A 17,626-nucleotide genomic window follows, 5' to 3' on the forward strand; every position below is an offset into this window, starting at 1 on the left:
GGTCGGGAACTTTGGGCGCGAACGGCGGCCTAACCCCTAGGTCGCCGCAAGGCGCCGACCATCATCCTAAGGAGGCTATATGGCTACCAATCCAGACACCAATCTCACTGCGGCCAAGCGATGGCAGGACCAGCTGATCCTGCTGCTGGGGCTGTGGATGTTCATCACCCCCTGGGTGTTTTCCTATGCCATTCCGTCGACGCCGGCCTGGAACGCCTTCGTTTCCGGCGCCGTCATCGCGGTACTGGCCGCGTTCGAGCTGTACCGGACTTACTTCTGGGCCGTGCTGGTCAACCTGCTGGTGGGCTTGTGGGTGGCCATCTCGCCCTGGGTGCTGAAGGTGGCGGACCAGCGTCCGCTGATGTGGAATGAACTGATCGTGGGGCTGGCCGTCGTCGTGCTGGCGCTGTGGGAAATGCAGACCGATCCCGAACTGCACAAGCACTGGCCGGGGGCCGGGCACGCCACCTGAGCGGGCGGCCGGAAAAAAAACGCCGCGCAAGTGCGCGGCGCCGGAGAAAGCGGGGGGCCGCCTTTACAGGGCGTAGCGCACCACGTTGTCGCTCCACTCGAAGGCGGCCATTTCCAGTTCCACCAGTTCGTCCGTGGACATGGCCAGGTCGCGCAGCGTGGGAATGATGTGCTCATCCATTTCCTCGATGCGTTCGATGCATTCGGCCAGCTTGAGCAGGTCGCCGAAGAAGCCGCCCCGGAACATGAGCGCTTCGGCCACTTCGTCGTTGACGGGAATCTGGGTCAGGATGTCGGCCATGGGGATGCCGAACAGCGTATCCATCAGCGACATGATGCCCACCGTGAAGGCGATGTCGGCCGCGTGGCGGTGGCTGGGGCGCAGCTTGCTGGCCAGCAGTTCAAGCAGGCGGCCGCGCGTGGTGGCCAGCATCAACAGCGGCGTCATGCTGTGGCCCCGCTTGCTCGGTTCCGCGTACAGCATGATCTGCAGCCAGCGCTGCAACTGGCGCCGCCCCAGGATGGTGACGGCCTGGCTCAGCGAATCGATGCGCTGGCGGGCGCCCACGGCCGGCGTGTTGACCAGGCGCAGCAGGTTCAGGGCCAGCGACACGTCGCGCTTGATGGCCCGTTCGATCTCCAGGTTGTCCGCGTCCGAGGTCACCAGCGTCATCAGCTCCATCACGGCCAGCTGCGACGGCGACAGTTTCTTGCCGCTCATGATGACGGGCTTGGCGAAGTAATAGCCCTGGAAGTAGTCGAAGCCCAGGTCCAGGCAATTCTTGAATTCGTCGCGGGTCTCCACCTTTTCCGCCACCAGCTTCTTGTTGTCCTGGCGGAAGCGCGGGGCCAGCTTCATCAGCTCGGCCAGCGACATGTTGCGCATGTCCATCTTGACGTATTCCACCAGCGGCAGCAGGGCCTGGATGTGGCCCGTGTCGGAGGTGACGTTGTCGAGCGCGAAGCTGAAGCCCTGGCCCACCAGTTCGGTCATGCGCTCGAGCAAGGCCGGCGTGATGGGCATGGTATCCATCACTTCCAGCACCACTTTTTCACGCGGCAGGAAGGAAAAGATGTCGCTCATGATGACGTCGGCGTCGGCGTGGACGAAGCCCAGCGCATCGCCCACCACGCGCTCCATGCCCAGCTGGGCCGCATGGGCGATCACGGAAGCGGTGGCCGACAGATCGTTGGTGACGTGGGCCGGGCCGACGGGGGCGTTGCGGAACAGCAGCTCGTAGCCGAACAGGGCCTGGTGACGGTCCAGTATCGGCTGACGGCCCAGGTAAAACTCGCGCACGCGCAAGCTCTGCGGGGACGTATCGTTGCGGGATAGATCTATCATTGCCTGCTCTGGTCGGGCGGCAGCGGCGGCGGCCGGCAGGCGGCGCCTGGCACCACTGCGCGTGGTTGATGACGGAGAATAACTCTACTTTACTGCATTTATTCCCTATTGCTAATATTTTGGCACCCGCAGACGAACGCTTCTTATACTATTTCAATGCTATCCCCTACTTGGGGCATGCCGTCCACAAACAGTTTCAGTTCGCCGGGCGCGAACGCGGTCCACTGCTCGTTGGTCGTCAGCGGCTGGGTCACGATGAGGGCGACCCGGTCGTCGGGGGTGGTCACTTCGGAGAAATCCACGCTCACATCCTCGTCCGACAGCTTGGCCGTCTCGAACGGGTATTGCCGCACCAGGTAGTACAGGGCCGTGGAACAGTGGGCGAACAGTTCCGTGCCGCTCGACAACAACAGATTGAAGGTGCCGTGGGTGGCGATGTCGCGCACCAGCTCAGCCAGGGCCGCGCGCAGCGGCGCCAGCGGCGGCCGGGTGTCGCCGAAGCGGGCCCGCAGCTGCTGCAGCAGATAGCAGAAGGCCCGCTCGCTGTCCGTATTGCCCACCGGGCGGTAGGCGCCGTCCAGCACGGGCGCGAAATCCTTGAGGTCGCCGTTATGGGCGAACACCCAGTAGCGGCCCCACAGCTCGCGCACGAAGGGGTGGCAGTTTTCCAGCGCCACCTGGCCCTGGGTGGCCTTGCGGATGTGGGCGATGACGTTCTTGGACTTGATGGGGTAACGCTTGATCAGTTCGGCCACGGGCGAGGCCACGGCCGCCTGGTGGTCGACGAAATGGCGCACGCCGGCCCCCTCGAAAAAGGCGATGCCCCAGCCGTCGTGGTGGGTATCCGTATGGCCGCCGCGCATGGCGAAGCCGGTAAAGCTAAATACAATGTCGGTGGGGACATTGCAATTCATTGCAAGAAGTTGGCACATGGTCAAATGGCTGGAAAGGCGGTACACAGCCTAACCATACCATGGGCCGAGGGCGGCGTCGCCGGAATCGGGCCGGCCGCCCCCGCTGTCCCGTTCAGTGCAGCAGGACGGGCTGGCTCATCAGGGAGTCGTAGCTGCCGAGAAATTCGTCGATTTCGGCCATGGTCGGTTCACCGGCGATCAGCTGGTTGACGTCGCGCCGGAATGACTGGGCCAGCGCGCCGGCGATGAAAATCTCGCGCTTGCCGCCCTTGTCGACGATTTCATAGCCGCCAAACCGCAGGGCCTCAAGTTCCCGGTCGGCGCCGAATTCGACAACACTGTATTGCTCGCTGTTGTAGATGAGGTTCATTTTGCTTCCTTCTCGCTAAGGGGCAGAACGCTGGCGGTCCGCCTTCAGCACCCACTTGGGGCTGGCGACGGGCGTTTTCAAGGGGCGGCCCGGCAGGGACTGCCGGACGAGCCCGGATGGCAGGCGGATTCAGGCCGCGATGTCGGCTTGCAGTGCCAGCAAGGAACCATAGGGCGCCTCGGACAGCCAGCTGCGCAGCTGGTCGAGGTGGCTGGCCGTTGCCAGGCTGATGTAGAGCCGCGCGGGGGCATGGCGCAGCACACGGTTCAATGTTACGCGCAAAACGAGATTGCCGCTGCAATGAAGACAGCCTGGGGCAATCCGCAACACGGTAGGCGCGCCCGGGGCGCCGGCCAGGTCGGCCAGCGCGGAGTTGCCGTCAGACAATCCTTCGATGATGACGGTCGTGGCCAGGCCCGGCGCCAGATGGGCGGCGATGGCGGCCTCGCGCGCGCCAGGCTGCGCGCCCGTGACCAGCCAGGTGGGGACGGCGGCACGCGGCGATGGGGCGTGCGCACGGTCCCCCGGCGTCATGCGCCTTTCTTGGCCAGCTTGCCCGGTTCCACGCCCAGCTGCTTGAGCTTGCGGTACAGGTGGGTGCGTTCCAGGCCCGTCTTTTCGGCCACGCGCGTCATGCTGCCGCCTTCGCGGCCCAGGTGGTGCTCGAAATACATGCGCTCGAACGCATCGCGCGCTTCCCGCAGGGGCAAGTCGAACGACAGGTTGAACAGGTGGTTGTCGCTGCCGGTGACGGTGGCGCCGGCGCGGGCCGTGGCCGCCTGGGCCGGCTGGCCGCCAAAGCCGGTGGCCGCGCCGCTCTCCTCAGGCTGGGCCTGCTGTGCGGGACGGGCCGCCAGGGCCGGCGCGCGCACCGTTTCCTGGGCCCGCGTCAAGCCCTGCTGCACGGCCTTGAGCAGCTTTTGCAATGCAATGGGCTTTTCCAGGAAATTGAGGGCGCCGATGCGGGTCGCCTCCACCGCCGTATCGATGGTGGCATGGCCCGACATCATGATCACGGGCATGGTCAGCAAGCCGTCGCGCTGCCATTCCTTGAGCAGCGTGACGCCGTCCGTGTCCGGCATCCAGATATCGAGCAGCACCAGGTCGGGCGCCCCGCCGGCACGCGCTTCGCGCGCCTGCTGCGCGTTCTCGGCCAGTTGTATTGCATGTCCTTCATCGCTCAGGATTTCCGAGAGCAACTCACGGATCCCCATTTCATCATCCACTACCAATATGTTTGCCATCTATCCCTGCCCTTCCTCATTTCGCCGCTTTGATCGGCAATGATTTTTTCTCGTCATTGCAACGTTATGCATTTTGCGTCGCCGGCGCTAACTTTAACAGCAAAATCAGCACAGACGCACCACTTCTATCGACATGGTTCTGGATATCGATCCTGCCCCCATGTTCGTCGATAATCTTTTTCACCATCGCCAGCCCCAATCCCGTGCCGCGCGCCTTGGAAGTGACGTACGGTTCGAACGCCCTGGCCAGTATCTTGGGCGCGAAACCGGGGCCGTTGTCGGCGATGGCCAGCCGCACCGCCGTACGCGTGCTGCCGTCCGCGCCCTGATAATGAATGGCTTCCGTGACGACGTCAATCCGTGGCGCCGTGGCGCCCGCCGGCAGCTCGGCCATGGCGTCCTGGGCGTTCTGCAGCAGGTTGTGGATCACCTGGCGCAGCTGGGTGGCGTCGCCCATCACCTGCGGCAGGCCAGCGGCCAGTTGCGGGTGGATGATGTCGTTGCCTTCGCCGCTCACGTACAGGTGCAGGATTTCGTCCACCAGGGCATTGAGGTCCAGCGGTTCCAGCACGGCCGGCGGGGTCTTGGCGTAGTCGCGGAAGTCGTCCACCATGCGCTTCATGGCCGCCACCTGGTTGACGATGGTGGTGGTGCCCCGGTTCAGCAGCTCCACCTCGGGCGGGGCCAGCTTGTGTTCCAGCTTCATTTGCAGGCGCTCGGCCGACAGCTGGATCGGCGTCAGCGGGTTCTTGATTTCGTGCGCCAGGCGGCGCGCCACCTCGCCCCAGGCCACCGAGCGCTGGGCGGAGATCACGTCGGAAATGTCGTCGAACACGACGATGTAGCCGCTGCCGCTCTCGACCGGCAGACGCGAGCCGCGCGTGAGCAGGGTCAGCTCGCTGTCCTCGCCGCTGCCGGGACGGCGCGGCACTTCGATCTGGCGCTGCCAGTGCAAACGGGCGCCGCTGCGGCCGGCCGCCGACTGGGCGCTCTGGGCGGCGAAGGCGTTGACGATGGCGGTGCCGAATTCCTGCAAGCCGTCCACCTCCGTCAGATGCCGTCCGATCAGGGCCGGGCCCGGCTGCTGCAGGATGCGCTCGGCCGAATCGTTGCAGCTGACCAGGTGGAATTCGCCGTCCAGCACTACCACCCCGGCCGACATATTGGCCAGCACCGATTCCAGGTGGGCCTTGGCGTTCTGCAGGGCGGCCCGGTTGCGCTCGACGGCGCTGCGGGCGTCCGACAGCTGGCGCGTCATGGTGTTGAAGGACTGGGTCAGCGTGCCCAGCTCGTCGGAGGTGGCCACGATGGGGCGCGGCGACAAATCGCCCTCGGCCACGGCGCGCGTGCCTTCGGCCAGCAGCAGCAGGGGCTGGGCCAGGTCGCTGGCGATCAGGAAGGCGCTGGCGATGGCGCCGAACACGGCCAGCAGCAAGGTCAGCGTCAGCGTCTCGATGTACATCTTGCGCAGGCCGACCCGGGCCACGAAGCGCTCCTTGTAATCGCTGTAGGCGCTGCGGATGGTTTCGCCGTTGCTGGCCAGCTGGGCCGGCGCCAGCTGGATCAGCTGCAGGAAGCGGGGCGCCAGGTGGGCGCCGTTGGGCTGCACGTGGTCGGGGATGGCCATCAGCACCCGCAGCCGCAGCTTGGTGGTGCCGTCGGGCAGCTCGCGGGGGGCCGTGATCATGTCGCTGCGCAGCTCGTTGCCGCCCTCGGCCGCGCCGTAGGAGGCGTCGTTCTTGGCCTTCTCCAGCATCGCGCTGGTGGGCAGGTCGGCGCTCAGGTTGCCGCTGTGGTTGGCGCGGGCGCTGACGATCAGGCCGCCCTCGGCGTCGACGATGATGGCGTTCTGCATGCCCGGCTGCAGCTTGACCAGGCGCGCCAGCAGCGCCGGCTCGCTGCCAAAGGGATTATCGGCCAGCTGCTGCACGGTCTTGCGGGCCGTGCTGTCGAGCTCGGCCAGCACCGTGTCCAGCCCGGCCCGGCCCAGGTTGATGCCCGATTCCAGCGCCTCCTCCACGTGGACGTTGAACCACGATTCGATCGAGTGCGATACGAACTGGACGGACACGAGGAAGATCACCAGCCCCGGCAGCACGCCGATGGCGGCGAACAGCAGCACCAGGCGCGTCATCAGGCGCGAGCCGAACTTGCCGCTCTTGAAGCGGGCGTACAGGCGGAACAGGGACACGGCCACCAGCACCAGCAGGGCCACCGCCACGGCCGCGTTCAGGCCCAGCAGCCAGGAATAGTAGCGGTCGAAGAAGCCGGAATTGTCGGACGCGGAGGCCAGCAGGAACAACAGGATGCTGACGACAGCGCCGCCCACGACGAACAGATACCGCAGGGCCTTGGTCACTTACTCCGCCCTGTACTGGAAGGTTTTCTTGTCTGACGCGAGGCGCCATTCACTGTTGTTGAAGGCGTTCACTTGCAGCGGCTTGGGCAGGTAGTCGCGGTCCATGCCCATGCGCAGCGTCACGTTGTAGGTTTCACCCACCTTGAGCGCGCCGCGCGGCGCCACCAGCCAGCGGCTGGGACGGCGGATCAGGAACAGCGCGTCCTCCAGCGAGGAAAAGCTTTGCTGCACGCTGCCGATCACCGTCACATGGTATTGGCGCGTGAGCACGTTGTAGAAGATGCGGGCCGTCTGGTGGGCCACGATGGCCTTCTCGTCGAACCAGTACCAGCGCGGCCGGGTGAATTCGATCTCGGTGGTGAAGTACAGCTGCATGCCGTGCTGGATGGCGTCCTCCAGCCCGTGATTGAGCTCGAACGCGTAATTGGCGGCCAGCCGGTAGCCCTCGTCGGAGGCCTCGATGTAGGCGCGCTTGATTTCGACCCCTTCGGCCGCCTGCGCCGCCCGCGGCAGCGCGCACGCCAGCATCAGCAGCAACTGCCAGGCGAGGAGGCGAAAGAAGCGTTGTGTCACGAGTGGGCCGGTGCTCAGTAGATCCGTCGGAAAATGGCGGGCAAAACGGTCACGCATTTTTCTGGAACAGCGCGTAAAACAATCCATCGTGGTCCTGTTCCGTGCCGCCCACCGGCAACAGCTGGCCGGGCGCGTCCAGCCGCGCCGCCCCGTGACGGACGGCGAACGCGGCAGCCTGCGCCTCCGATTCCTGCGGCCACAAGGAACACGTCACGAACAGCAATTTACCACCGGGGGCGAGCATCTGCCAAAGGTTGTCGAGGATTTTGGCCGAAAGTGTTGCAAGTTGGAGCGTGTCGCCCTTGCGCCGCAGCCAGCGGATATCGGGGTGGCGGCGCACGATGCCCGAGGCCGTGCACGGCACGTCGGCCAGGATGCGGTCGAACGGGCGGCCGTCCCACCAGCTGGCCGACTGGGCCTCGGCCGCCTGCAGCGTGGCCTGCAGTCCCAGCCGCTCCAGGTTCTCGCCGACCCGGGCCAGGCGCTTGGGATCGGCGTCCAGCGCCGTCAGCTCGGCCTGCGCCAGTTCCAGGATGTGGCAAGTCTTGCCGCCGGGGGCGGCGCAGGCGTCGAGCACGCGCATGCCGTCGTGCACGTCCAGCAGCGGCGCGGCCAGCTGGGCGCCGGCGTCCTGCACCGACACCATGCCGTCGGCGAAGCCGGGAATCAGGGCCACGCCCACCGGCTTGGCCAGCCGCACGGCATGGGGGCCGATGCGGGTGGCGGCCATGCCGGCCGCCTCCAGCGTGGCCAGGTAGTGTTCCACCGTGGCGCGGCGCGGGTTGACGCGCAAGGTCAGCGGCGGCGCCATGTCGCCGGCCTGCAGGATGGCTTGCCACTGCTGGGGCCAGGCCGTCTTGACGGCGTCCAGCCACCACTGCGGGTAGTTCCATTTGGCCAGCGGCTGCAGCCGGGCCGTGTCGAGCAAGCCGTCGCGCTCGCGCAGGAAACGGCGCAACACGGCGTTGACCATGCCCTTGGCGCGGGCCGTATCGGGATGGGCGTCGGCCGCCGTGACGGTCTGGTCCACCACGGTGAACGGTTCGTAGGGGGCGACGGCGTCGGGCGCCGTCAGCAGCGCCAGCGCGCAGGCCAGCAGGGCCGCCACCAGCGGCTCGGGCGCCTTGGGCGCCATCAGGCCGATCAGCGTTTCGCTCTGGCCCAGCTGGCGCATGCAGCGGTAGGCGATGTCCTGCATGGCGCCGCGGGCCTGGGGCGTACTCTCCTGTTTGGCGAACACGGCCGCCAGCGCTTGCGGCAAGGCCGTGCCGGTGCGCACCTGGGCCACGGCGTGGGCCGCGCCCAGCAGACAGAAGGCCAGCGCGTCGGGCTTGAGCGCCGTCTGGAAGCCGGTCTGCAGGGCCGGTTTCAGGGCGCGGGCGTGACTGGCCCGCAGCTTGGGCGCCGCCGGGGCGGAAGACTTCAACGAGAGCGTCGGACGCTTGTTCATATGCTAATTCCAGGTAGGTTCCGCGCGCGATCCAGGGCGGGCCGGCAGCCGCGATCGCGCAGTATACAGCAGTGCCCGCCGGATGGGCCATGCGGGCCGCCTCGACGCCCCGTTTGCGCCGATTGTAGCGGCTGGCGGGCAGGTGGCACGCGCGCTTGAGCAGCGCCTTGGCGCACCGCCCCGGCACGGCCCCGGCAGCGCGGTGACCGCGCTGCGGCAAACCAGTATAATTACCGCTGTTTGGCCGGGGCTAGCGCGCCGGCCGTTTTCGCTTACGGACGTTTTCTTTAGCGCGGCCCGGCCGCCAGATCGCACATGCTCGCCCACCAAAAACAAGATATCACCGCCCTGTTCCTGGCCGCCCTCGCTCCCCTGCTCGACGGCACCGGCATCGCCGCCAACGTGGTGCTGGAGCGCCCGCGCGACCCGTCGCACGGTGACGTCGCCTGCAACGTGGCCATGCAGCTGGCCAAACAGCTCAAGATGAACCCGCGCGAACTGGCCACCAAGGTGGTCGCGGCGCTGCTGGAGAACCCGGCCGGCAAGGACCTGGTGGAATCGGCCGACATCGCCGGCCCCGGCTTCATCAACCTGCGCGTGACGGCCGCCTCCAAGCAGGCCGTGGTCAAGGCCGTGATCGAACAGGGCGCCGGCTACGGCCAGAGCAGCGCCGGCACCGGCAAGCACGTGATCATCGAATTCGTCTCGGCCAACCCGACCGGCCCGCTGCACGTGGGCCACGGCCGCCAGGCGGCGCTGGGCGACGCGCTGTCGTCGCTGTTCGGCTCCCAGGGCTACCAGGTGACGCGCGAGTTCTACTACAACGACGCCGGGGTCCAGATCCAGACCCTGGCCACCTCGGTCCAGGCGCGCGCGCGCGGCTTCAAGCCGGGCGACGCCGAGTGGCCCGAATCGGCCTACAACGGCGACTACATCCAGGACATCGCCAACGATTTCCTGGCCAGGAAGACGGTGTCGGCCTCGGACGGCGCGCCCGTCACCGGCTCGGGCGACGTCAACGATTTCGAGTCGATCCGCGCCTTCGCCGTGACCTACCTGCGCAACGAACAGGACATCGACCTGCAGGCCTTCGGCGTCAAGTTCGACAACTACTACCTCGAATCGTCGCTCTACAGCGACGGCAAGGTCAACGCCGCCGTCGAGGCGCTGGTCAAGTCGGGCCAGACCTACGAGCAGGAAGGCGCGCTGTGGCTGCGCACCACCGAATACGGCGACGACAAGGACCGCGTGATGCGCAAGTCCGACGGTACCTACACCTACTTCGTGCCGGACGTGGCCTACCACATCGTCAAGTTCCAGCGCGGCTTCACCCAGGCCATCAACGTCCAGGGTTCGGACCACCACGGCACCATCGCGCGCGTGCGCGCCGGCCTGCAGGCGGTCGGCATGGGCATCCCGCAGGGCTACCCCGACTACGTGCTGCACAAGATGGTCACCGTGATGAAGGGCGGCGAGGAAGTGAAGATCTCCAAGCGCGCCGGCTCCTACGTGACGGTGCGCGACCTGATCGAATGGTCCGGCGGCGGCGACATCGGCAAGGGCCGCGACGCGGTGCGCTTCTTCCTCATCTCGCGCAAGGCCGACACCGAATTCGTGTTCGACGTCGACGTCGCGCTCAAGACCTCGGACGAGAACCCGGTGTATTACGTGCAGTACGCCCACGCGCGCATCTGCCGCATGCTCGAACAGTGGAGCGGCGATGAAGCGTCGCTGGCCGGGGTCGACCTGTCGCCGCTGACGGCGCCGTCCGAAGCGGCCCTGCTGGCCACGCTGGCGGCCTACCCCGAGGTGCTGGCGCGCGCCCAGGCCGAGCTGGGCCCGCACCAGATCGCGTTCTACCTGCGCGACCTGGCCGCCAACCTGCACAGCTTCTACTTCGCCGAGCGCGTGCTGGTGGACGACGAGGCGCTCAAGCTGGCGCGCCTGGCGCTGATGGTCGCCACCCGCCAGGTACTGCGCAACGGCCTGGCGCTGATCGGCGTCTCGGCTCCCGACAAAATGTAATTGCGAAGGACATCGCCCACAATGAATTTACGCTCCGGTTCTATCCCGCGTCAGCGCCAGCAAGGCAACTTCCTGGTCGGCTTTATCAGCGGCCTGGTGGTCGGCCTGGCGATCGCCGTCGTCGTCGCCCTGATGATCACCAAAGGCGCCACGCCGTTCACCGACAAGGGCAAGACCGGCAAGGCGGCCGAGCCGACGGCCGGCCAGGTGGCCGATCCCAACAAGCCGATGTACGGCAACAAGGAAGCGGCGCGCGAGGCGGCCAAGGACTTCGCGCGCGAGCCCAAGCCGCCCGCCGCCGATCCGCTGCAGCAGGCGGTCGACAAGATCCAGGCCCAGAGCGACGCACCCGCGCCCAGGGCGCCGGCCGCCGCGCCGGCACCGGCCGCCCCGGCCGCGCCCGCCGTCGCCGACAAGGGCAGGTCCGCCCTGCCGGCCGCCGCCACGGCACCGGCGGCAGGTGCCGCGCCAGCCGCGACCACCGCTGCGGCCGAGGACAAATACGTCTACTATCTGCAGGCCGGCGCCTTCCGCGAACTGGCCGATGCTGAAAGTACGCGCGCCAAGCTGGCCCTGCTGGGCTTCGAGGCCAACGTGTCCGACCGCAACACCGACACCGGCGTGCTGCACCGCGTACGCCTGGGCCCTTACTCCCAGGTCGAAGCCATGAACCGGGTGCGCAGCAAGCTGTCCGAGAACGGCGTCGACGTGGCCGTTGTCCGCAACCAAAAATAAACCACAGGAGGTGCAATGCGATTTCTGAAGCTGATACTGGGCGCCCTGGCGCTGAGCGCCGTTGCCGTGACCGCCGCCGCCTCGCCGGCCGATCCCAAGCAGGGTGTGGAGTACCAGGTGCTGCCCACGCCGCAGCCGACCGACAGCGGCAAGAAGGTGGAAGTGCTGGAATTTTTCGCCTACTACTGCCCCCATTGCTACGCCTTCGAGCCGGCGCTGGAAGCGTGGATCAAGAAACAGGGCGACAACATCGTCTTCAAGCGCGTGCATGTGTCGCGCGACGAGAGCGTGGCACCGCAGCAGAAACTGTACCTGACGCTGGAGGCCATGGGCCTGATGAACGACCAGATGCACAACAAGATCTTCACCGAGCTGCATGTGGCACGCAACCGCATGAACCGCGATGAACTGGTGTTCGACTTCGTGGCCAAACAAGGTATCGACCGCCAGAAGTTCATGGACACCTACCGCTCGTTCGGCATCGGCGGCCGCATCCGCCACGTCAACGCGCTGATGGAGGCCTACCATGTGGATTCGTGGCCGATGGTGGCCATCGACGGCCGCTTCATCACCTCCCCTTCGCTGGCCGACGCCGGCAGCAAGTCCGCCAACACGGAAACCCAGCTGCACACGGAAGCGCTGCAGGTGATGGACGCGCTGGTGGCCAAGGCCAAGGCGGAAAAGAAATAACATGCACACCACCGGCGCGACCTTCCTCACACCCGCACCATGACGCCGCAGCGCGTCTTCATCACCGGCGCCTCGAGCGGCATCGGCGCGGCGCTGGCCGCGCGCTACGCCGCCCAGGGCGCCACGCTGGGACTGCTGGCGCGCCGCAAGGATGCGCTGGACCAGCTGATCGCCACCCTGCCCAACCCCGAACGCCACCGCGCCTACGCGGCCGACGTGCGCGACCACGCTGCCATCGCCGCCGCCGCGCAAGCGTTCCTGGCGCACGCGGGCGGGGCCGACGTGGTGATCGCCAACGCCGGCATCTCGGCCGGCACGCTGACGGAGTACGCGGAAGACCTGGCCGTGTTCGAGGCCATCATCGCCACCAACGTGGTGGCCACGGCCGCCACCTTCGCCCCCTTCATCGCCGCCATGAAAGCCCAGGCCACGCCCACCCGGCTGGTGGGCATCGGCAGCGTGGCCGGCATCCGCGGCCTGCCCGGCGCGGAAGCATACAGCGCCTCGAAAGCGGCCGTGATCAGCTACTGCGAATCGCTGCGGCTGGAACTGAAACCGTACGGCATCCGGGTGGTGACCATCTGCCCCGGCTACATCGATACGCCGATGACGCGCCACAATCCCTATCCCATGCCTTTCCTGATGCCGGTCGAACGCTTTGCCGCGGCCGCCGTGCAGACCATCGCCGCCGGCCGCAGCTACGCCGTCATTCCGTGGCAGATGGGCATGGTCGCCAAACTCCTGCGGCTGCTGCCGAACGCGCTGTACGACCTGGCCTTCGGCAAGGCGCCGCACAAGCCGCGCAAGCCGGCCAGCACCCTGTAACGCCATGACCAGCACCGTACCAAACAGCCCTGCGCCCGCCCTGTCGGGCAGCGCCATCGCCAGCCGCTGCGCGGCCAGCGCCAGCCACGTCGAAATCGAAGTGGTGGCCGAAACCGGCTCCACCAACGCCGACCTGCTGGGGCGCATCGGCCAGCTGCGCGGCCCCGTGCTGCGCATCGCCGAACGCCAGACGGCCGGCCGCGGACGGGCCGGACGCCCATGGCTGTCCGCGCCCGGCGCCACGCTGACGTTCTCGCTGGCCTGGCGCTTCAAGGGCGGCTTGCACAACATGGCCGGCCTGCCGCTGGCCGTGGGCGTGGCGCTGGCCGAGACGCTGGGGTCACTGGGCGTGCCCGTGCAACTCAAGTGGCCCAACGACGTGCTGCGCGACGGCAAGAAACTGGCCGGCATCCTGGTCGAGGCCCAGCAGGGAACGGACGGCGCGTTCTGGGCCGTGATCGGCGTGGGCCTGAACCTCGTCATGCCCGACGAACTGGAAGCGCGGATCGGACGCGACGTGGCCGGCGCCCCCTGGCTGGCGCAAATGGACCGCAACGAGCTGGTGGCCACCCTGCTCAGCCGCCTGGCCGCCGTGCTGGCCGAATTCGACGACACCGGCTTTGCCCCGTTCTGCGAGCGCTGGAACGCGCTGCACGCCTGGCAGGGGCTGGAGGTGACCATCGTCGACGGCGGCCAATTGCTGCAACAAGGCCGCGCCGCCGGGGTGGACCACAACGGCCGCCTGCTGCTCGACACGGCCCAGGGCCGGGCCGAGGTGCTGTCGGGCGACGTTTCACTGCGCCTGGTGCAACCATGATGTTGCTGATCGACGCCGGCAACACCCGCGTCAAGTGGGCGCTGGTGGCGGCCGACGCGCCACTGGCCGCCTGGCACGCGACGGGCGCCGTGCCGCATGCGGAGCTCGAGCAATTGCCGGCCGCCTGGCAACGGGCGCTGGCCAGCCGCGGCATCGTCCGCGCCCTGCTGGCCAACGTGGCCGGCGCCGCGCTGCGCGAGCGGCTGGAACGGATACTGCCGGCCGGGCTGGACGAGGTGGAATGGTTTGCCTCGCTGCCCCAGCTGGCCGGGGTGCGCAACGGCTACCGCAATCCGGGCCAGCTGGGCTGCGACCGCTTTGCCGCCGCCATCGGCGCGCACGCGCTGGCGCCGGGCCAGCACATCGTCGTGGCCAACTGCGGCACGGCCACCACCATCGACGCCGTGACCGGCGACGGCGCCTTCCTGGGCGGGATGATACTGCCCGGCCTGGGCCTGATGGCCAGCGCGCTGGCGCGCAACACGGCGCAGTTGCCCCAGATCGCGCAAGACGGTAAGCTGCCGGCAGGATTTGCCGACAACACGGACGACGCCATCCTCAGCGGCTGCCTGGCGGCCCAGAGCGGCGCCATCGAACATGCCTGCGCCGTGCACGGGGCCAGCCTGTGCCTGGTGTCGGGCGGCGCGGCGCCGTTCGTGGCGCCCATGCTCAAGGTACCGTACCGCGTGGTCGACAACATCGTGTTGATCGGCCTGCACGCCACCTGCGGCGCCGTCCCCGTAACCACCCTGGATCGCCCGTGCTGAAATTTATCTTCTGGTCGCTGTTGGCAGTAAATGGCGCGCTGTTCGCGTATGGACAGGGCTACCTTGGCCATTTCAGCGGCAACGAGCGCGAGCCGGCGCGGCTGAAGAACCAGCTCAATGCCGACAAGCTGGCCATGATCCCGGCCGCAAAGGCCACGGCGGCGGCCTCCGCTGCCGTAGCCACGGCTTCTGCCGCTTCGGCTCCGGCGTCCGCCCCGGCCAAGGCCGGGCCGGAAGCGCTGGCCTGCGTCGAGATCGGCAACTTCGTGATCGGCGAGGCGCGCCGTTTCGAAGCCCTGCTCGAGCCGCTGGACCTGGGCGACCGCCAGTCGCGCCGCAACCTGCCCGGCACGGAAGTGTCGAGTTACATCGTGTTCATCCCGCCGCAGGGCAGCAAGGAAGCGGCCGACAGGAAGGCGGGCGAACTGCGCGCGCTGGGCGTGACCAACTACTTCGTCATGGCCGACTCCCAGACCATGCGCTGGGCGATTTCACTGGGTGTGTTCAAGACCGAGGGCGCGGCGCAAAATCAGCTGGCGGCGCTGGTCAAGCAGGGGGTGCACAGCGCCCGCGTCGCACCGCGCATGAGCGGCGGCAAGCAGCTGGCCTTCCAGTTCCGCGACATCGACACCGACATCCAGGCCCGCCTGGACAAGCTGCGCGCCGCTTTCCCGAACGCGGAATCGCACGCCTGCAAGTGAGCGACGCGGCGGCCGCCGCAAGTTAACGCTGGATCACGATCGGTTTCAGGGCGAGCGCCGCCGGCAAGGCTTGCGCCGCCAGCAGTGCCGCCTGGCGGCTGGCGAACGGGCCGCTGAACAGGCGATGCACGGAGCCTCCCTGCACCACTTCCAGCGATCCCAGCTTGTCGATCATGCGCGCCAGCCGGCCGCGCACCGCTTCCGCGTTTTCCGCGCGGGTATAGGCGCCCAGCTGCAGATAGTAACCACCCTTGTCGGCCCCGTTCGCGGCGCCGGCGCCGTCCGTGGCCTGGCCACTGCCCTGCACCAGCGATTCGAAGGCGGCCGAACCGGCCGCTCCCGTCGCCACCACGGGCTGGGGCGCCAGCACCAGCGGCGACGCGGCCGGCTGCCCCGCCGCGCGGGCGGCCAGCATGCGGTCGATCTCGGCCGGCAGGATGCGCTCGATCTGCAGTTCGTGGCTGCCCTTGCCCAGCAGCCCCAGTTTGAGCGCGGCCGTGTACGACACGTCGATCGCCCGGTTCGAATGGAACGGACCGCGGTCGTTGACGCGCACGATCACCTGCACGCCGTTGGCCAGGTTGGTCAGGCGCGCGTAGGACGGGATCGGCAGCGTGGGATGGGCCGCCGTCATCTTGTACATGTCGTACAGCTCGCCGGACGAGGTGCGCTGGCCGTGGAACTTCTTGCCGTACCAGCTGCCGATGCCGCGCTGGACGTAGGGCTGGTCGCCCGTGATCGGGGTATAGGTCTTGCCGAAGACGACGTAGGGCCGGTTGGAGCGCGGCAGCAGCGGATCGTTGCGCACTTCCGCGTCCGGCACGTCGGCCAGGTTGGGCGGCGGATTGTCGCCGGGACCGTCGTCCTGGTAGTAGCCGCCGCGGCCGGAACCGGCCGGCGGCAGGACCGGCACGCCAGGCTCGGCGCGCCCCGCCCCCTTGCTCATACTGCCAGTTTTGGGCACGGTGGCCGACGGCGTCCCCTGCTGCGGCACCGTGCCGCAGGCAGCCAGCGCCAGCATCGCCGCCAGGCCCGCCGCTTTCAAGTAACCGTGTTTGTACTTAACCATCTTGCCATCCTTGTTATTTTTACCCGGACGGCATAGCGCGTCCGGTTGACGGCGCGTGCGCCGCCAACCGCGCATTATCGCTCAAACGGCCGGACGGCCGCGCAACGGTGGATTTTTGGCGTGGGCGGCACAGCCGCGATGGGACGGGTCAGGTCTGCACCAGCTTGCGGTGGCGCTGGATGCTCATCAGGATGCCGCCGCCCAGGCCCAGCGTGAGCAGCGCCGTGCCGCCGTAGCTCATGAACGGCAACGGCACCCCCACCACCGGCAGGATGCCGCTGACCATGCCCATGTTGACGAAGGCGTAGGTGAAGTAAATCATGGTGATGGCGCCCGCCAGCAGCCGGGTGAAGAAGTTGGGCGCATTGGCGGCGATCATCAGGCCGCGCCCGATCAGCAGCAGGTACAGCACCATCAGGATCAGGTTGCCCGTCAGGCCGAACTCCTCGGAGAACACGGCGAAGATGAAGTCGGTGGTGCGTTCGGGGATGAACTCCAGGTGGGCCTGGGTGCCGTGGGTCCAGCCCTTGCCCGTGATGCCGCCGGAACCGACGGCGATGGTGGACTGGATGATGTGGAAGCCCTTGCCCAGCGGGTCGGAGGTGGGGTCGATCAGCGTCATCACCCGCTCGCGCTGGTAGTCGTGCATCTGCGACCAGACCACGGGCAGGCTGGCCGCCCCCATCACCACCAGCCCCACCAGCGCCTTCCACGACAGGCCGGCCAGGAAGATCACGCAGAAACCGGCCGCCACCACCAGCAGCGCCGTACCCAGGTCGGGCTGTTTGGCGATCAGGCCGACCGGGATGGCCAGCAGGATCGCCGCGATCAGGTAGGAATGCCAGCGCAGCTGGCCGGCGCGCTGCTGGAAGAACCAGGCCAGCATCAGCGGCATGGCGATCTTCATGAATTCGGACGGCTGGATGTCGACCCCGACGTGCAGCCAGCGCCGCGCGCCCAGCTTGACGGTGCCAAACAGCGCCACCGCCATCAGCAGCGCCACCGCCACCAGGTAGGCCGGCACGGCGATGCGCATCATCATCTGGGGCGAGACATTGGCCACCATCCACATCACCAGGAAGGCCATGAGGATGTTGCGCAGTTGGTCTTCCACCTTGCCGGGGATGCCGATGCTGGCCGAGTACAGCGTCACCAGACCGGTCGACAGCAGCATCAGGATGATGACGGCCAGCGGGCCGTCGAACACGGTGAAATAGGGGCGCATGCGGCGCCACAGGGAGCGCCTTTCGTTGATCGGCATGATCCGTTCC

Annotated in this window: 18 protein-coding genes; 8 read left to right on the forward strand and 10 right to left on the reverse strand. The window is 67.6% G+C overall.

Translation table 11 applies throughout. The features are described from left to right. Positions 1 to 79 precede the first annotated feature (79 nt). Positions 80 to 472: an SPW repeat protein gene (locus AC3WOS_RS05800; protein ID WP_492714906.1), complete on the forward strand. Its 393-nt coding sequence runs from the start codon at positions 80 to 82 to the stop codon at positions 470 to 472. A 63-nt stretch (positions 473 to 535) separates the two neighbouring features. On the opposite strand, the gene AC3WOS_RS05805 is transcribed toward AC3WOS_RS05800, so the two are convergent. The 8 genes from AC3WOS_RS05805 to rsmB all read right to left on the reverse strand — a co-directional run bounded on the left by AC3WOS_RS05805 (position 536) and on the right by rsmB (position 8,726). After that, complete coding sequence (locus tag AC3WOS_RS05805; protein ID WP_492714907.1) at positions 536 to 1,816, reverse strand: EAL and HDOD domain-containing protein; 1,281 nt, start codon at positions 1,814 to 1,816, stop codon at positions 536 to 538. A gap of 143 nt (positions 1,817 to 1,959) precedes the next feature. Then, positions 1,960 to 2,748, reverse strand: a complete 789-nt coding sequence (locus tag AC3WOS_RS05810; protein WP_492714909.1) for a class II glutamine amidotransferase — start codon at positions 2,746 to 2,748, stop codon at positions 1,960 to 1,962. A 94-nt stretch (positions 2,749 to 2,842) separates the two neighbouring features. Continuing rightward, positions 2,843 to 3,100, reverse strand: a complete 258-nt coding sequence (locus tag AC3WOS_RS05815; RefSeq protein ID WP_492714911.1) for a BTH_I0359 family protein — start codon at positions 3,098 to 3,100, stop codon at positions 2,843 to 2,845. Between the two features lie 129 nt (positions 3,101 to 3,229). Next, entirely contained in the window at positions 3,230 to 3,634 is a 405-nt protein-coding gene (locus AC3WOS_RS05820) for a GTPase (RefSeq protein ID WP_492714912.1), read from the reverse strand. Next, the gene (locus AC3WOS_RS05825; protein WP_492714913.1) at positions 3,631 to 4,344 is read right to left on the reverse strand and encodes a response regulator; all 714 of its coding nucleotides are present in this window, start codon (positions 4,342 to 4,344) and stop codon (positions 3,631 to 3,633) included. Before AC3WOS_RS05825 ends, AC3WOS_RS05820 begins: the two co-directional genes overlap by 4 nt. 64 nt (positions 4,345 to 4,408) lie before the next feature. Beyond that, positions 4,409 to 6,703: a sensor histidine kinase gene (locus tag AC3WOS_RS05830; RefSeq protein WP_492714914.1), complete on the reverse strand. Its 2,295-nt coding sequence runs from the start codon at positions 6,701 to 6,703 to the stop codon at positions 4,409 to 4,411. After that, complete coding sequence (locus tag AC3WOS_RS05835; RefSeq protein WP_492714915.1) at positions 6,704 to 7,333, reverse strand: DUF4390 domain-containing protein; 630 nt, start codon at positions 7,331 to 7,333, stop codon at positions 6,704 to 6,706. It abuts the gene before it with no gap. Then, positions 7,326 to 8,726, reverse strand: coding sequence for a 16S rRNA (cytosine(967)-C(5))-methyltransferase RsmB (gene rsmB / locus AC3WOS_RS05840; protein ID WP_492714917.1), 1,401 nt, complete (start codon positions 8,724 to 8,726; stop codon positions 7,326 to 7,328). Before rsmB ends, AC3WOS_RS05835 begins: the two co-directional genes overlap by 8 nt. 315 nt (positions 8,727 to 9,041) lie before the next feature. On the opposite strand from rsmB, the gene argS reads away from it, so the two are divergent. The 7 genes from argS to AC3WOS_RS05875 are packed head-to-tail and all read left to right on the forward strand — an operon-like array spanning position 9,042 to position 15,286. After that, positions 9,042 to 10,751 (forward strand): arginine--tRNA ligase, encoded by a 1,710-nt coding sequence (gene argS / locus AC3WOS_RS05845; protein WP_492714919.1) that lies wholly within the window; start codon positions 9,042 to 9,044, stop codon positions 10,749 to 10,751. A 21-nt stretch (positions 10,752 to 10,772) separates the two neighbouring features. Next, positions 10,773 to 11,486: an SPOR domain-containing protein gene (locus AC3WOS_RS05850; protein ID WP_492714920.1), complete on the forward strand. Its 714-nt coding sequence runs from the start codon at positions 10,773 to 10,775 to the stop codon at positions 11,484 to 11,486. A gap of 15 nt (positions 11,487 to 11,501) precedes the next feature. Further along, complete coding sequence (locus AC3WOS_RS05855) at positions 11,502 to 12,176, forward strand: thiol:disulfide interchange protein DsbA/DsbL (protein ID WP_492714921.1); 675 nt, start codon at positions 11,502 to 11,504, stop codon at positions 12,174 to 12,176. Positions 12,177 to 12,215: 39 nt separating this feature from the next. Beyond that, positions 12,216 to 13,001: an SDR family oxidoreductase gene (locus tag AC3WOS_RS05860; RefSeq protein ID WP_492714923.1), complete on the forward strand. Its 786-nt coding sequence runs from the start codon at positions 12,216 to 12,218 to the stop codon at positions 12,999 to 13,001. Positions 13,002 to 13,005: 4 nt separating this feature from the next. Continuing rightward, entirely contained in the window at positions 13,006 to 13,818 is an 813-nt protein-coding gene (locus AC3WOS_RS05865; RefSeq protein ID WP_492714925.1) for a biotin--[acetyl-CoA-carboxylase] ligase, read from the forward strand. Then, positions 13,815 to 14,585 carry a type III pantothenate kinase gene (locus tag AC3WOS_RS05870; protein ID WP_492714926.1) on the forward strand — a complete coding sequence of 257 codons (771 nt, stop codon included), beginning with the start codon at positions 13,815 to 13,817 and terminating at the stop codon, positions 14,583 to 14,585. Before AC3WOS_RS05865 ends, AC3WOS_RS05870 begins: the two co-directional genes overlap by 4 nt. After that, on the forward strand, positions 14,579 to 15,286 hold the full coding sequence (locus AC3WOS_RS05875) for an SPOR domain-containing protein (protein ID WP_492714927.1): 708 nt from the start codon (positions 14,579 to 14,581) through the stop codon (positions 15,284 to 15,286). Before AC3WOS_RS05870 ends, AC3WOS_RS05875 begins: the two co-directional genes overlap by 7 nt. 22 nt (positions 15,287 to 15,308) lie before the next feature. Here the strand turns inward: AC3WOS_RS05875 and AC3WOS_RS05880 are convergent, their stop codons facing one another. Both AC3WOS_RS05880 and rodA read right to left on the reverse strand, forming a co-directional pair. Then, positions 15,309 to 16,355, reverse strand: a complete 1,047-nt coding sequence (locus tag AC3WOS_RS05880) for a septal ring lytic transglycosylase RlpA family protein (protein WP_492714928.1) — start codon at positions 16,353 to 16,355, stop codon at positions 15,309 to 15,311. A gap of 148 nt (positions 16,356 to 16,503) precedes the next feature. Then, entirely contained in the window at positions 16,504 to 17,616 is a 1,113-nt protein-coding gene (gene rodA, locus AC3WOS_RS05885; protein WP_492714929.1) for a rod shape-determining protein RodA, read from the reverse strand. Between the last annotated feature and the right edge of the window lie 10 nt (positions 17,617 to 17,626).

It is taken from the genome of Rugamonas sp. FW305-51 (assembly GCF_058786935.1).